Below are 17,154 nucleotides of genomic sequence, written 5' to 3' on the forward strand. Positions count from 1 at the left end.
AAACATCTTTTCATTCCAAATGCCCTGTAAATTAGCAGGTTGTCCACCAGAATTGGAAGAAGAAATCAATAAATAACGACCGTATTGAAAGTATAAACTAGCAAAAGTTGGGTCATTATTGGTTCTAAATTCCTCTAAGCGAACATCAGTAGGCTTGCTTTCTGCCACTGGATTATAACCTAAATCTAATTTCACTCGATTAAAATAATGCTGAAATCTAGCGATATGTTCGTTGAGTAAAGTGGCATAAGGTTTTGAGATAGCCTTTTGTAAAGCTGTTTCACATCTAGCTACTTCGTCACCTGTCAGGTCTTTATAAGTATTATAATTTGTGGCGATATTTACGTAAATAGTCACCTCGTTTGCTCCAACAATGCTTGTAAGGGTATCATTAGCTGTAATGTTTCCGCCTTGTAGCTTAAAAGTTGTCTGCGCATTGAATTTGAGTGCACCCCCTGCTACGCCTTCATGCCCTGCAGTAGCTCCATGCAAAATCAATTGTTTTTTAGCATTGGTGCTGATTTTAACATCTTTTTGTGGAGTAGAAAAAAATGCATCAAAAGATATGCTATTAGCTTTGTTGGCGGTAATATGCATAATCAATGTATTCGCAGGAGCAGATACATAAGCTGTTCGGGTGTATTGCACACCGTCTACAATATAGGTAGTGGTACTAACAGCACGCTGAATATCTAATTCACGACGATAATTACTGAAATTTTCATGTTTATCGAAACGTAAATTCAAGCTACCGACAGGCTGAAAAATTTGTCCATTTGATTTTTTACTTTGTAACGTTTTACCTGCCAGTATTTCAGCTTCTTTTTGTTTGCCTTCAAAAACTAATTTACGAATAGCAGGTAATGAAGCTAAGGCATCTGGATTGTCATTGCGATTTGGGCTTCCCGTCCAAACAGAAGTTTCGTTTAATTGTAAAACTTCTTGCGCCACATTGCCATATACCATCGCACCGATTTTACCATTACCGATTGGTAATGCTCTTTCCCAAACTTTGCCAGATGGTTTATCGTACCACAAAACGAGTGATTTTTGTGCCTGTATAAGGTTTGAAAAAGTGAGAAGAAATAGGATAATTAAGGTCTTATTAAATAGATTTTTTGTCATTTTCGCAATTCGTTACAGTTATTTCTGAAATAATATCAAAGCAATAAGTATATCCACAGTTAATCGATTAATCCATCTTTCAGAATAATACTCTTTAAAGATGAATTAGCATAAAAAGGATAATAATGAGCTTTATACTCATCTATTTTTATTTTGCGAAGAGCATAATGTCAAAAAAGTAAGATAGCTAAGAGAGGGGTAAGGAGAAAATCCATTATTCCTTAAATCTTAAAGTACTTTAGTCTTTAAAAACCTTAAAATCCCAAATTTCTTGGTGTGAAAAGGTAGAACGAAAACCAAAGTAAGATTTGCTAGGAAAATGTTCATCGGTACCTTCAAAGAATTTCTCGTCATCTACCCAAAAGCTAGTAATATCGTCTTTTACAATAATCTTTATTTGATATTCGTGGTTAGCTTTTAATAGGTAATGAGCATCGTTTTTTTCTGCTAAAAGTTTTCGGTCTCCATTGCCTTGATATTTTCTAAAACGTGTAGTGGTGTTGGTGTTCCCACCCATGCCAACATAATACATTTTCAAATTATCATACTCTTCGAATTTACCAGAGCGTGTAAAGAGATTAGCATTAGCAGGGGCTTCTGTTAACCAAAATACATTAAGGTCCGAAAGTCTATCGTTTACCCCACCATTTACAATAATTTTACGTTTAAAAGTTATGATATAATTGCCTTGTAGAGGTTGATTGAACCATACACTAACGCCACCTTTGGTATCTAAGACTAATTTGCCATTATCGGTATATACCTTAGAGTTGGCTAAAGGCTCAATTTCTGAAACCCATTTTTTAGTATTTAATTTACCTTTGAAGTTTTCTGAATAAAGTTCATTTTGATGAGGAATATTACTGCTTTTACAGCCAGTTTGAAGTAAATAAATAGAGGATATGAGGAACAGCATTAGCTTTTTCACGAATCAAAAGTATATTTTAGTTAAATAATTGGGTAAAATTACTGAAAAAAATGCTTTTTAGCCTTGAGCTGACAACATAAGCATTTAGCTTTGGACATTTACTCAATCACTAACAGCATCGTCAAGCCGAGTGTCGGCAAAAATCCACAATACAACTCTAAATACATGAAGTCACCCTTTTCTTTTACCCGTAGAGCATTCGTAAAGAAATCAATGATTGCTACTGCTGGTCTTCCTTTAGCATCTTCGTTTGCAAATAGCCAAGATAAAAAAAGTATCATTATAGCACCTAATACTGTGCCCTTATCATGGTTAGATACCCAATATTCTTCCCTTTTCAAAGGAACTACTTTTGGGATACCGTGGCCTAAAGGTCAGCTAAAAAAAGGGACAGAACTTACTTTGGTAAGTAATGAGAACATCATTCCTACTCAAACTTGGCCATTGGCTTATTGGCCAGATGGTAGTTTAAAGTGGACTGCCCATGCGATTAGTAAAAATGAAAAGTTATCGGAAAAGATACAATTGAAAATTGGTAAAAGTAGCAAACTAGCTACTTCATTAGCAATTGAGGACAGTGCCGAAAGTATTAAAATAGATACAGGAAAGATTCAATGTGAAATCAGCAAAAATGGACAAACGTTGATTACATCTTTGAAAAGTGCAGAGAAAGAGATTGGACAAAATGGTAAATTAGTTTTGTCGGTACAAGATAAGGTAGAAGGAGGGGAGTCATTTAGTATAGATACTTTTGAAGGAAAAATCAATAAAGTAATAGTAGAGCAAAGCGGAGCTATCAGAGCCGTAGTTAAGATAGAAGGAACACACGAAAATGCTCAGAAAAAAAGCATATTACCCTTTGTAGTGCGTTTGTATTTTTATGCTGAAGCTGAATCTATCAGGATGTTGCATACCATTATTTATGATGGAGATGAAAACAAAGATTTTATAAAAGGGCTAGGCATCCGTTTTTCAGTGCCTTTGAATGAGCCATTATATGACAGGCATATACGTTTTGTAGGAGAAAACAAAGGCGTATTTGCTGAAGCCGTGCAAGGATTATCAGGTTTAAGAAGAGATGCTGGAAGGGTAGCTTTAGATGCTCAGATAGGAGGGAAAACGGTAACGCAAATACCTGATAATGTACTTAAAAATATTCAATATATTCCTGCATTTGGAGATTATACGCTTTTTCAAGGCACGCCAGATGCTTTTGATATTCAGAAAAGAACCAAAACAGGCTACTCGTGGGTGCAGTCTGCTTATGGTGGTCGTGCTAGTGGAACGGGTTATTTAGGTACACCAAAAGGAGGATTGGCTTTTGGTATCCGCAATTTTTGGCAGAGTTACCCTGCTCAGATAGACATCAAAAATGCGTATACAGCTTTAGGTGAAGTAACATTATGGCTTTGGGCACCTAAAGCGCCAGCAATGGATTTACGTGCCTATCATGATGGGATGGGCGAAGATACTTATGAGAAACAATTAAATGCTCTTGACATCACATATGAAGATTATGAACCTGAATTTGGCCGACCTTTTGGCGTAGCACGCACCAGTGAATTACAAATATGGGCTTTAGCCGAAACGCCATCCAACGAAATGTTAACGGATATTGCTCAGCAAATACAAGAACCTCCATTGCTTGTAGCAACTCCTGAATATTTAGCAGGAGTGGGTATTTTTGGGAGTGCGTTTAGTTTACCCGATAAAACATCTCCTAAAAAGCAAGCCATTGAAAATCAGTTAGATTTTCATTTTGACTATTACAAAAAACAGATTGACCAACGCCGTTGGTATGGTTTCTGGAATTTTGGAGATGTAATGCATAGTTATGACCAAGACCGTCACGTTTGGAAATATGATGTTGGCGGATTTGCTTGGGATAATTCTGAACTCTCTACAGACTTATGGCTTTGGTACTATTTCTTAAGAACAGGCAGAAGTGATGTATTCAGAATGGCAGAAGCCATGACTCGCCATACAGGAGAAGTAGATGTGCATCATATCGGAAGATTCAGTCCACTTGGTTCACGCCATAATGTACAGCACTGGGGTTGTAGTGCTAAACAGCTTAGAATTAGTACAGCCGCCAACCGTCGTTTTTATTATTACCTGACAGCCGACGAAAGAGTAGGAGACTTGATGAGAGAGCAAGTAAATGCTGATAGAACACTCAGAACCATTATTCCGGGTAGGAAAATAGGTCAAAAAGCACCATTGTCAGACCCTAAGGGCGAATACGCCAGTGTTTCTTTTGGCACAGACTGGGGAGCATTGTCTGCTGCATGGCTTACTGAGTGGGAGCGTACCGAAAATCCGCAGATGAAAGCTAAATTATTAAATAGCATGCGTACCATTGCAGAACAAGCACATGGTTTTTTTGCGGGAGGGGCTATCATGGAGCTATCAACAGGGAAATATCAACAAGAGGATGCCAAGAAGATTTCGGTGTCTCACCTGAGTGCCGTTTTTGGTTTAGCAGAAATATGTGCTGAATTAATAGATGTAGTGGATATGTCTATTTTCGAGAAGGCTTGGCTACAATATTGTCAATTGTATAATGGCACAGCCGAAGAACAGAAAGCCGTATTGGGCGAAAGCCTGAAAAAACTAAACTTAGAACAAGGACATGCACGACTAACAGCTTTTGCGGCTAAGCGGAATAAGGATCCTGAATTAGGAAAGAGAGCTTGGAAAGAATTTTATGCAGGAGAGGGTGGCATCAGAAAACCATCAACGCAAATTACAAAATTGGCAGGACCTAAAGTACTGAATCCAATTGACGAAGGAGTTGGTATCTCAACCAATAGCGTGGCTCAATGGGGCTTGGCTGCGATGCAGTGTCTAGCTTTTGCTAGTAAGGAGTTAGAGTAATTCTTTGCGATAGGCTATAAGCTTTAGGCAATGACAATATTATATAAATTTTCAACTAAAGCTTATAGCCTATCGCCTACAGCAAAGAACAAATTGTTTGAATTTTGTAAGTATTGCTTTGTTTACCGCAATCACGCTGTTTGATTCCTACACTAATTTTGTATCGTTAAAAACAATAAACATTGTCAAACAAAACAAAATTAGTATAATGGAAAATACATCACAAAAAGTATGGTTTATTACTGGAGCATCTAAAGGTTTAGGGCTTGTATTAGTAAAACAACTATTAAATAATGGCCAAAAAGTTGCCGCTACATCAAGAAATATAGCAGAACTTAGGGAAGCAGTCGGTATCGTTTCAGACAACTTTCTACCATTGGCGGTACAACTTACGCAAGAAGAAAGTGTAGCAGTAGGGATTAAAGCAACGGTAGATTACTTTGGTAAAATTGAGGTAATCGTCAACAATGCTGGATATGGTTTAGTGGGTGCGGTAGAAGAATTGAGCGATGAAGAAACGCGTCAGAATTTTGAAGTAAATGTGTTTGGTTCGTTGAATGTTATCCGTCAAGCTTTATCTTATTTACGAGCACAAAAATCAGGACATATTTTTAACATTGCTTCAATCGGTGGATTTACAGGCGCATTTCCAGGGTTTGGAATTTACTGTGCTACAAAATTTGCCATGCATGGTTTTTCAGAATCATTAGCGGCAGAAGTAAAAGACTTTGGCATCAACGTAACAATCGTTTCACCGGGATATTTCAGAACTAATTTCTTAAGTGCTTCTTCTTTGAGTGTTCCTAAAAATCAAATTCAAGCTTATCAAACAGTACGTGAAGTACAAAGCACCCATGAAAACGAATATGATGGTAACCAAAATGGCGACCCAGAAAAAGCGGCACAAGTGCTTATTAAAATAGCTGAATCTCAACAACCACCTTTACATTTATTTTTAGGAGCTGATGCCTACCATTTAGCAGAAGTGAAGATGGAAGCGGTAAAACAAGATTTAGAAAGCGTAAGAACATTAGCTACTGCCACAGGGTTTGATAATTAAGACATGATGATTTTGTAAAAGGAAAAATAATCAATCATACTTCTTTTAAAGGAAACGATAATTTGGTAAATTATGCCTGACCTGCTTTTTTAAGCGGGTTTTGGGCTTTGAAATAAATCTATACAAATGATATCAACGACTGAAACCTTAGAAGATTTTTATCAACATAAATTCAATTACCTTCCAGAGAATTTAAAACAGGATTTAGGGCATTTTAATGTTTTTAGGTTAGAAGACTGCATTGCAGGGGGAACACCCATCAATTATAGTCGGAGAGATTTTTATAAAGTGAGCTTAATCAGAGGACGCAATATTTATCATTATGCTGATAAAAGCATCGAAATAGACGGCCCAACGCTCATTTTTTTTAATCCACAAGTACCCTATACGTGGGAGTTGATTTCTGGAGAAACTACAGGTTTCTTTTGTATTTTCAAGGAAGCGTTTTTTACCGAAAATCTTAGGAGTAATATTAATGACTTGCCGATGTTCAAAATAGGAGGGAAGCCTGCTTTTTTATTAAATGAAGCGCAAGATGAATACCTTAGTGGAATTTTTCTGAAAATGATGACGGAAATAAATTCAGATTATCGCTATAAATATGACCTTATCCGCAATTATGTTACAGAAATGATTCATGCAGCGATGAAGATTGAGCCTACTGAAAGACTCTATCAACATCCTGATGCTAATTCTAGGATTACGGCTGTTTTTACAGAATTGTTGGAACGCCAGTTCCCGATAGAATCACCTTCACAACGCTTTTCACTGCGTTCGGCAAAAGATTTTGCTGAAAAGTTATATGTGCATGTAAATCACTTGAACAGGGCGATTAAAATCACGACAGGCAAAACAACTACGGATTTAATCACTGAACGATTAATAAACGAGGCAAGAGCTTTGCTAAAACACACTGATTGGAATATTTCTGAGATAAGCTACTGCTTAGGGTTTGAAGAACCTGCTCACTTCAATAACTTCTTTAGAAAACAATTACAAATGAATCCATCGGCGTATAGAATGAATTAATTGTGAATTAGAGAGTGGTGAATTGTGAGTTAGTGAATGGCTAGATTAGTATAATGAAGGTTTAAAGGCTAAGAGAATGATTTTCAGTTGATATAATAAAAAAGTGAGTTGTAAATTTTAAATTATCATTAATACAAAATTCACAACTCACTAATTCACAATTAACTAACTACCAGCCTGGATTTTGTTGCATTGCAGGAGCTTTGCGTACTTCGGAATCAGGAATTGGTAAAAGATACATTTCTGGACGGAAATTATGGCGTCTGACAGATTCAGTAACTTGGTAAGTATAAGTATTACCTGTTTTAACAATACGCATACGTTTGTTAAAACCATTGCTAACAACCATGGCTGTTTTCCAACGACGAATGTCATTCCAACGATGGTCTTCAAAAGCTAATTCAATACGTCGCTCATTTCTGATTACCTCTCTCATTTCTTCTTTTGTCATACCAGCTTTTAATCCATAAAGATTATCAGCCCCCGCATCAATACCAGCTCTGTCGCGCAATTCAATCAATTTACTGTAAGCTAAATCTGGCTTACCAGCTTCATTAATCGCTTCAGCATAGTTCAATAATATTTCTGCATAACGAAGCAATGGCCAACCTCTATTAGCATTAAAACTACTATTAGATGAAATATTTACATCACATAATTTACGTGTGTAATAACCTGTCGTTTGTCCAGCCAATGTAAAACCATCTGAGGCAGCTCCTTCATATGTATAAACTGGACTCAATGTATTTGATGATGCTAAGTAATACAACGATTCATTGTAAACAATAGAATTAGCAAATCGAGGGTCACGATTTTTATATGGGTTATTAACATCATACCCCGAAGTAGGATCAGTAATTGCTTTTCCGTTTTTCATTGGAAAGGCATCTACCAGATTCTGTGTAGGCATGGCATTATAAGCACCCCCTCTGGTTGGCATATTATAAAAACCTTCCATATCACGATTGGCAGCACGGTTCTGGAAAAAGATATACTCACTATTTACTCTATTCAAAAACACTTGAGCAAAACCATAACCTGGAGCGGTAGTATTATCCTTATACAAACTATATTCACCCGAATTAATTACTGCCAAGGCCGCATCAGCAGCTTTTTGCCAGTGACTAACATCATAAGTTGGATTGCTTACCAATTTAGCCAAATTTGCATCTTGCGTTTCAGCACCACCATTGAATAATGGACTAGCCGCATAAAGTAAAATTCTTGATTTCAAGGCTAGGCACGCACCTTTTGTAACACGACCATAATCTTGTTCTGAATACTCAGTTCTTGTAGGTAACTGTGATGCAATCGCATCCAATTCGCTAGTCAAATAAGAGACACATTCAGCATATGAAGTTCGAGGCTCGTTTACAAAGTCAGTAATGTCATACACCTTATCTTTAATAATAGGCACACCACCAAAGCTAATTAATAGCCAATTGTAATACCAAACCCTCAAGAATCTGGCTTCAGCAGCCATTTGTGCCTTAAGCTTGGCCGACAATGGCGTTTGTGGAAGCTTTTGCAACAAAAGGTTTACTCTACGTATATTGGTATAGGGCGTTGACCAAAATTCAAAGAATGGGAAATTGGTCGGGCTACCTGTACCACTATAAAGTACTACCGCTTTTTGCCCTGTGCCTGAATAACGGTATTCAGCATCGTCGGTCGCTTCTTCGGTATTACCGTGAGAATCCCAACGGCCTTTGTTAAAACTAAAGCCAACGTCTCCGTAGATACGGAATAAGAAAGACATTGTACGAGTACTATCGCTAAAAACCGTTTCTTCGGTTAAAGCATTTGTTTTAGGGTCTAGGAAATCACCAGAAGGTTTGCAAGCGGCAAGGCTACCAATGATACATCCAATCAACAATATTTTTTTCATGAAACGATTAGTTCAAATATGGTTAAACACTTAGAATGTGGCACTTATGCCAAGATTTATAAGTCTTTGTGGTGGATAACTCACTCTATCAGTACCAGATGTAATCTCAGGGTCAAATTCATACAATTTACTTAAGCTAGTAAACGTAAGGAGGTTTGAACCATTTACATAGATACGGATTTGAGGAATACCAATTTTTTGAGAAAACTTACTTGGTACTTCAAAATTCACCTGTGCATTTCTCAAGCGAAGGTAATCGCCTGGAATTAGCCAGAATGTGGAAGGATAACCCGCAGGGTCACTAATTCCACCTAATAAAGTAAGGCGTGGATATTTGGCGTTATCACCCAATTCTGGCGTCCAAGCTTGTTGGTGTATAGCGGTTAGATTAGATGCAAAAGCACGGATAGATTCCGAAGTTCCTCTCACACTGAAATTACGAGCTCCCTGAAAATTGGCACTGATACTGATACTTTTGTAACGAATGCCTAAATTGATACCATACACAGTGTTCGGTGTATTTGGATTACCTGTTACAGACATATCATATCCATCAATTTTACCATCGTTGTTTAAGTCGGCATACTTCAAATCTCCGGGTTGTACAGGCACAGCAGTTTTAGGACTATTAGCAATATCATCTGCACTTTTGTAATAGCCGATGAATGTATAAACTCTTGATTGTCCGATGCTGTTACCTGTATAAGCTTGATAAGGATACAATGAACTTGGTTCGTCTTGGAAAACAATTTTGTTTTTAGCTACCGAGTAATTTCCTTTGATTGAATAAGAGAAACCATTGTAGGTAGGACTTTGATACCCTAGTTCTAACTCATAACCACGGTTGTTTACTTTACCAATGTTTACAGGAGGTAAGCCTTGTCCGAAAATAGCAGAAATAGTACCGCGAGTAGTAAGAATATCGTAACGGTTGTTATCAAAGAAATCGATACTACCAGTTAATTTGCTATTGAATAAACCAAATTCAAGGGCTACGTCTAGTTTTTTCTCTTTTTCCCACGTTACATCATTATTGGCTAGCGTTCCTTCATAAATACTGTTGTAACCATTACTTGAGTATCCAAAGTTTGCTTGTACTACACCGTTTCCAGTACCATAATTTTGCTGATAGTAATATGAGAAACTACTACCCAATGCATCATTTCCTACGATACCATACGAACCACGAATTTTAAGTAAATCGATTGATTTATACAGACGACTTTCTTGGAAAAAAGGCTCTTCCGAGATATTCCATCCTGCCGAAGCCGCTGGGAATAAACCAAAACGCTTGTCGCTCACAAAACGGTCTGAACCATTATAGGCTGCATTCAATTGTAATAAATAACGGTTTTTGTAATCATATCCCAAACGACCAGAATAACCTTGGAAATTGCTTGGAATAAAGTTATAAATACCATTACTATTTGCAGCAGTGTTTGAATTGCGGTTTATCAATGCCAAACCATATACGTGGTGAGCTTTAGCAAAAGTTCTGTCGTAATTCAAGATAAACTGTAGGTTCAATACTCTTGAAGTACTTTTAGGGTCGTAACCGATAAAGAACCTTCTTACTCTATATACGTTAGGGTCACGCGCTTCATAAGAATTTGTTGTGGGGTTATAGATGAATGAAGGAAACTGATCACGTGTCATACTTCTAGTATAAGCATAATTGCTTGTAAAAGAAATACGTCCTTGAATATTTAATCCTTCCGTGATAAAATTCAACTTTTGTTTAGCCGAACCAATGAAGTTAATATTACTTTCATTGCTTTGGCTATAACCATAGTACTTCAAACGACCCACCACATTGTTTACATTATAACTTGGGTTTTCGTTACGACTCCAAGTACTGTATCCTAATGACCCATCTGGGTTATAAACAGGATATGCAAAAGGAGCTAATGTAGCAAAACTGCTATAATCATAAAACAAATCGTTATACCCGAACGGGCTACCCACTTGCGGCGTATTTACCTGTGCAAAGTTTCCGTATAAGTCTAAGCGTAAGTCAAGTGTCTTAGTAACGCTCATGTCAAGGTTTGAACGGTAGTTATAACGTTGGTGATAATAATTACTATTAACACCTTGATCCTGACCATAGTCTTTCAACATCCCATCTTGGTTCAAATACCCTACTGATACAAAATATTTTACTCTTTGTGTACCACCCGACAAATCTAAGTTACCTCTGTATTGCTTACTGAAAGTTTTAAATAAAACGTCTTTCCAGTTTACATCTGGGTGACCGTATGGGTCTGTACCATTTTGATATAATGCTAAATCCTGATCAGAAAAACGAGGTTTAAACGATGGATTCGGATTGGCAGCATTATCATTAATTTGTGCTTGGTTATATAATTTAGCACTCTCATAAGCATTCAAGTAAGTAGGAATTTTAGTTGGCTGAGACAGAGCCGTTTCTACTCTTACTGAAATTTGTGGTGGTCCTTCTTTCCCACGACGAGTGGTGATTACTACTACACCATTGGCACCTCTTACTCCATAAATAGCAGTAGTAGAGGCATCTTTCAAAATAGATAAACTTTCAATTTCATTAGGGTCAATTCTTGCAAATTGGTCATAAGAGAATTCAACGTCATCTACAATAATCAAAGGACGGTTGTTACCGTTGTACGAACTAACTCCACGGATATAAAAGTTGGCTCCATCTGCCCCAGGACGACCCGAAGGTTGTTGCGAGAAAAAGCCTGGTAATTTACCTGCCAACGCATTTTGTAAACTGGCAGCAGGGTTTTCACGAATTTCGCGACCTGATACCGAACTTACTGCCCCTGTTAAGGTAAGTTTTTTCTGTTGCCCAAATCCTACAACGACTACTTCGTCAAGGCTTTTGTCTTCAGATTCAAGCACTACATTTAGATTAGTTTGTGTAGTGATTAACACTTCTTGTTGTTTATAACCTAATGAACGAAAGATTAATACGCCACTTTGTCCTTTCAAAGTAATGCGGAATTTACCATTTTCATCGGTTAAGGTACCATTGGTTGTTTTCCCTTTTTCGAAAACAGATACGCCTGGAAGGGTCTCTTTCGCATCAGAAACAACACCACTGACGAGTTGCCCTTGGGCATAAAGTGAGCCGCTAGTAAAGGCGGTAAGTAAAAACAGGATATATATTAGTTTTTTCATAAATTCTAATGAATTTTATTCATGATTTCATAAGCTATTGCTTGTGTCATTTTTACCAACCTTCGTTTTGAATCAAACTTGGGTTTTTCAAGGTTTCGTCATACGGAAGTGGCATATAGTAGAGTTTCTTTGAGAAAACCATACTTCCTACTTGTACAGGGGCATAATTGAAAGTGCCATCTGTTTTAGTAGTAATTTTCATACCCATCAAAGCACCACTCAAAGCAGTCTCTCCGATTTTCCAGCGACGTAAATCCCAGAATCTATGTTCTTCAAAAGCTAATTCTATTCTACGTTCGTTCTGAATCAAAGTTCTTAGTTCATCCTTCGAAATCGCCGCTTTTATTCCATAGCGATTATCCGTTCCTGCTTTTATACCCGCTCTTTTACGGATTTCTATCACTCTCTTTACTGCATCTTCCGTTTTGTCTAGTTCATTAAGTGCCTCAGCAGCATTTAATAAAATTTCAGCATAACGGAATATAGGGAAGTTATGACTCTGATTGGTGTAAGTAGTATTAGTGGCAAAATCAGCCATAAATTTTCTAAGATAATAGCCCGTTCTTGTTTGTACTAAATTACCTCCAGGCTTATCTTTACCTCCCTCAAAAGTCTCTACATTACGTTTTAACCATGTTTGTCCGTTAAAAAATACCGTTAAAGCCAAACGTGGATCACGGTTCAGATAAGGAGCCTGTGGAGAATATCCAGAAAGGGGATTACTAATATCTAAACCATTGTTCATCGGGAAGGCATCTACTAAATTCTGAGTAGGACTTGTAAGCCCTTGACTAGCCGCTGGAGAACCATAACCGATTGGTGCATTCAAACTTTCAATAGTTGTGTTGTTCCCTACTTGTTTAGAAAGGATAATCTCAGCGTTTTTCTTTACAATAAAAATATTGTTGTAGGAAGCTTGCAAAGCATAATAGTTTAGATTAATCAATTCGTTTGCAGCATCTAAAGCATTTTGCCAACGAGCAACATCATAACTTGCATAACCATTCAAAGTTTTTAGGCTCGGATTGGTACTAACCCCACCACCATTAAACAGCGGACTAGCGGCATACAGCAACAAACGCGACTTCAAGGCAATGGCTGCTCCTCTAGGAATACGTCCCCAGTTGTTATCTGAAACAGGCTCAGGTGTTAAATTTCCTTTTATAGCATCACATTCAGCTTTGATATAGTTTACGCATTCTTCAAAAGTATTTCTTGGGAGAGACAGATTATCTTCAATTGTAAAAACTTTATCGGCAATCAAAGGAACACCACCATATCTTTTTAATAACTCAAAATAGAGGTGAGCTCTGATATACCTAGCTTCAGCTTTCCAAGTAACGATACTTGCAGCAGTAGCAGGTACTTTATCAATATTAGCCAAGAATATATTTACTCTTCTAATACCTGCATAGCTATTACCCCAATAAGGGTCAGGGTTGTTCAACACACTGATGATACCATTTGTATAGTATTCTACAGCACGGTTGGTTCTTGAAGGGATAGCATCACCTGCACCAGCATCTAGGAAATCTCCATTGCTACTGCTACTAATGCGATTGAACCCATTAGGGATATAATTATAAATATCGTTCAGGAAGAAAACCGCTAACGTGGCATTTTTATCTTGCTGATCCCAAACTAAATCTTCTTTAATCCAGTCACGAGGCTCAGTCTCAACTCTTTCACAGGCTGTCCAAGACATTGACAAAACCAATAAAAGAAGGCTTGTATATAGTTTTTTATTCATCTTTTTTAGTATTTAGGAAATTGGTGATTTATAAGACTTCATTTATTCAATGATATCATATACTTCACAGCCTACAGCTTTAAATTTACCCCAAAATTGATAAGTCGTTGAACAGGGTAATTACTTTGGTAACTCTCAGGGTCAATCGTTTTGTCGTTGTTGAAAGTCAACAAATTAATAGCATTTGCAAACACACGTATCGAGCCTACTTTGATTTTACTTAATAGTTTTGCAGGTAAAGTATAGCCCAATTCAATATTTTTCAACCGTACGTAGTCTCCTGAACGCATCCAGTATGATGAAGTAGCTTGATTGTAAATATTAGTACCAACCCATACACGTGGGAACGAAGCATCAGGGTTAGTTGGCGTCCAACGATCTAAGTGTTTTTCGAAAGCTTGTCCAAAACCTCCATTTTGAAATGGCCATGTAGAGCTCCATGTTGTATTACCTTGTAAGTAGATATTTCTATTTACTACACCTTGAAACAATGCTGAAAAATCAAAGGCTTTCCAGTGGAATCCAAGGTTTACACCAAAAGGAATCAGAGGGCTTTGGTTACCAATAGGAGCTTGGTCTAATTGATTAATAAGACCATCACCATTCAAGTCTTTGTACTTAATGTCACCCGCTTGTGGTGTATAACCAATCATACTCGGTGCGCTAGTAGCTTCGGCAGTGCTTTGGAATAAACCGTCTGCTACGTATCCAAATGCTTGTCCGACACGCTGACCAGTGCGTCGCATCCATGAGAATGGCTGATTTACTTCATCAATGTATAATACTTTTGATGATTGAATACCAGCATTTATACTTGCATAAACACTTACATTTTTGATGCTTTTTTGCCAAGTAAGTTGAACATCTACCCCTGAGTATTGATTTTGTCCGATATTTTCAGTCGGATAAGTATTTCCCAGAATAGCAGTATTATGTCCACGTTGCATCAACAAATCATAATATTTCATACGATAGTATTCAACAGTAAAGCCCAATTGATGATTTAATACGGCTCCTTGAATACCTACGTTCAATTTATTAGCTTTTTCCCAAGTAATGTTTGGGTTAGCTAATGGTTGTTCAGTAATAGAGGTGTTTGAGCCAGCCCCAGTACCAAATACTGCGCTATTACTATCAAAGTAAGTTTGGATGTACGAAAAGTAACCAGGGTTATCATTACCCGTTTTACCATACGAACCAAATACTTTTAAGTATGAAAGCCAATCTTGTGATTTTAAGAAATCTTCTTCGGTAGCATTCCATGCCAAACCAACTGATGGGAAGAAACCATATTTTGTAGTACCCCCCTCAGGATAACGGTTCGAACCGTTCAATCCGAAAGCCATTTCAACAATGTACTTTTTCGAGTAGTTATAGCTGAATCGTCCTGATGTTCCAGTAAAAGTTAAAGGTAAATCAGAACCTGTTACTGAATTCTGGCGATTTGCCAAAAGGAGGCCTGTGAAGCCATGTTTATTAAAAGTACGGTCATAACCAAAAGTCAACTCCAAATAATCCGAACGTCCTTGATAATCTATACCATTACCATTAGCTTGATCACTGTTTGCACCAAATTGCTGATAGCTTGTTTGACCCGATGGAGATATATTTCTTTGGAAAACAGCAAAGTTTTTACCACGATAAATGTTTTCAGAAAGCGTAGCATAATAGGAACCAGTAGCCCTAACCCATAGTCCTTGTGTTACTTCATCTAACGTTCTTTTTAGATAAAAGTCTGCTAGCATATCTCTTTTGAAATTTTGCTGATAGCCCGAACCAACAGTTTGTGCCCAAAGGTTGTTTTGAAATTGCTGATTACCCCCATAAGAATTGTCTGGATTGTATACAGGATATGCGTTGTTAGGAGTATTCATGATTCCCGAAAGAATAGAATTCGTTCCAACACCCGCATCATTACCATTCAAAATTCTTCCAAGCAAATAAATACCACCTGATAACTTAGGGTTTAATTGTAAATCTACATTTGAACGAATAGTGTATGATTTAAAATTATTGTTGGTATTGTAGGCATTGATGTCGCTTTCTTTCAATAAACCCGTTTGGTTGATGTGGTCGAATGAAACAAAATATTTCGAGAAGCTATTTCCACCAGTTGCGCTAAAAGTATAGCGGTCTTGTCTTGAAGATGAGTTTAATACTTGATCTCTCCAATTTACATCAGGGTACAGATACTTATCAGAACCTGATAAATAACCTTGTAATGTTTGTTCCGAATAAACTGGCGCTAGCCCATCATTTTTCAACGCCTCGTTATACAAGGTAGCATAGTTGTACGAATTTAGTGCCTTTGGAAAACGGAGAGGTTGTTGAATAGCTGTTTGTGCAGTAAACGACATTCTGGCGTTGTTAGGATTACCCTTGCGAGTGGTAATTACCAAGGCTCCATCAGAACCACGTACACCCATCATGGCGGTTGATAAGGCATCTTTTAATACAGTAATTGATTCGATTTCCTCAATATCAAAAACTGTAAGTTGGCGAGGAATACCATCAATAATTACCAAAGGGCCTTGGTTTCTTAGTGAAATACTTGTTCCATCACTTCCGGGTTGACCAGTAAACTGATTAGTGTAAAGACCTGCAAGTCTGCCAGGCAAAGCACTCAATACTGAGGTTACTGCTGATTTCTGCAAGTCACTGTTGAAGACAGCTTGAGAAGAAGTAGCCGTTAAATCATTTTGTACGCTAGTATTAAACAACCTACGGAGAGGTTTTGAACGAAGTACTGCTGGGTTCTTAGTACTTAGGATAATCAAAGGTGAAAGTTTGTCACCAACGATGTAATCCTGAATTTTAATACCCGATGCAAAAATTTCTAGCTTATCACCTTTCTTAGCACTGATGGTTGCCAAACCCGTTGCATCAGTACTTGCTTTTAAACCATTGGTTTTGTTGCTGATACTAATGTTTGCTAGAGGCTCTTCGTTTTCATCAATTACTACGGGTGAAAATAATCCAACATTAGTCGTTTTGTTTTCAGTCGACTGGGCAATCATAAACAAAGCGTTAAACACGAATGTTGCCGTTAGAGCAATCCTACAGAAAGGATACCAATAAAGACAGCGCTTACGTAAAAATTTTATCATAGTTTTGTTTTTTTGAATTTTGGCAATCGTTTTTAATAATGCACATAGAAAAAAAAGGTAATGAAGTTTTAACTACATTTTATCAAAAATTAAATTTGAATAATGCAAAACTAATTAATAGAATTAAGCTGATAGGGTGCTTTTTTCGTATAAAAAGGGGGTGAAAATCACACCTAAAGATTGTTGATGGGCTATTTCTTTAATTTCGAGAAATAAAACAGGGTAGTTTTTAAA

Annotated in this window: 9 protein-coding genes; 3 read left to right on the forward strand and 6 right to left on the reverse strand. The window is 37.3% G+C overall.

From position 1 onward, the window contains the following. Both J2Y60_RS11645 and J2Y60_RS11650 read right to left on the reverse strand, forming a co-directional pair. On the reverse strand, positions 1-1,125 hold a 1,125-nt coding region (locus J2Y60_RS11645; protein WP_309994636.1), incomplete at its 3' end, for a glycoside hydrolase family 95 protein. Between the two features lie 238 nt (positions 1,126-1,363). After that, positions 1,364-2,041 carry a DUF6250 domain-containing protein gene (locus J2Y60_RS11650; protein ID WP_309918467.1) on the reverse strand — a complete coding sequence of 226 codons (678 nt, stop codon included), beginning with the start codon at positions 2,039-2,041 and terminating at the stop codon, positions 1,364-1,366. 177 nt (positions 2,042-2,218) lie between these two features. On the opposite strand from J2Y60_RS11650, the gene J2Y60_RS11655 reads away from it, so the two are divergent. The 3 genes from J2Y60_RS11655 to J2Y60_RS11665 all read left to right on the forward strand — a co-directional run bounded on the left by J2Y60_RS11655 (position 2,219) and on the right by J2Y60_RS11665 (position 7,019). Next, entirely contained in the window at positions 2,219-4,930 is a 2,712-nt protein-coding gene (locus J2Y60_RS11655; protein ID WP_309918470.1) for a Tat pathway signal sequence domain protein, read from the forward strand. A gap of 208 nt (positions 4,931-5,138) precedes the next feature. Beyond that, a complete protein-coding gene (locus J2Y60_RS11660) occupies positions 5,139-5,990 on the forward strand; it encodes an SDR family NAD(P)-dependent oxidoreductase (RefSeq protein WP_309918473.1) in 852 nt (283 codons plus the stop codon). A 129-nt stretch (positions 5,991-6,119) separates the two neighbouring features. Beyond that, the gene (locus J2Y60_RS11665; protein ID WP_309918534.1) at positions 6,120-7,019 is read left to right on the forward strand and encodes a helix-turn-helix transcriptional regulator; all 900 of its coding nucleotides are present in this window, start codon (positions 6,120-6,122) and stop codon (positions 7,017-7,019) included. A 169-nt stretch (positions 7,020-7,188) separates the two neighbouring features. Here J2Y60_RS11665 and J2Y60_RS11670 read toward each other — a convergent pair whose 3' ends face one another. The 4 genes from J2Y60_RS11670 to J2Y60_RS11685 all read right to left on the reverse strand — a co-directional run bounded on the left by J2Y60_RS11670 (position 7,189) and on the right by J2Y60_RS11685 (position 16,920). Continuing rightward, the gene (locus J2Y60_RS11670; RefSeq protein ID WP_309918476.1) at positions 7,189-8,907 is read right to left on the reverse strand and encodes a RagB/SusD family nutrient uptake outer membrane protein; all 1,719 of its coding nucleotides are present in this window, start codon (positions 8,905-8,907) and stop codon (positions 7,189-7,191) included. A 30-nt stretch (positions 8,908-8,937) separates the two neighbouring features. After that, positions 8,938-12,063: a TonB-dependent receptor gene (locus tag J2Y60_RS11675; protein ID WP_309918479.1), complete on the reverse strand. Its 3,126-nt coding sequence runs from the start codon at positions 12,061-12,063 to the stop codon at positions 8,938-8,940. A gap of 52 nt (positions 12,064-12,115) precedes the next feature. Then, complete coding sequence (locus tag J2Y60_RS11680; protein WP_309918483.1) at positions 12,116-13,813, reverse strand: RagB/SusD family nutrient uptake outer membrane protein; 1,698 nt, start codon at positions 13,811-13,813, stop codon at positions 12,116-12,118. Positions 13,814-13,884: 71 nt separating this feature from the next. Then, entirely contained in the window at positions 13,885-16,920 is a 3,036-nt protein-coding gene (locus J2Y60_RS11685) for a SusC/RagA family TonB-linked outer membrane protein (RefSeq protein WP_309918486.1), read from the reverse strand. Between the last annotated feature and the right edge of the window lie 234 nt (positions 16,921-17,154).

Origin of the sequence: Arcicella sp. BE140 (genome assembly GCF_031456255.1) — a bacterium.
Taxonomy (GTDB): Bacteria; Bacteroidota; Bacteroidia; order Cytophagales; family Spirosomataceae; genus Arcicella; species Arcicella aquatica.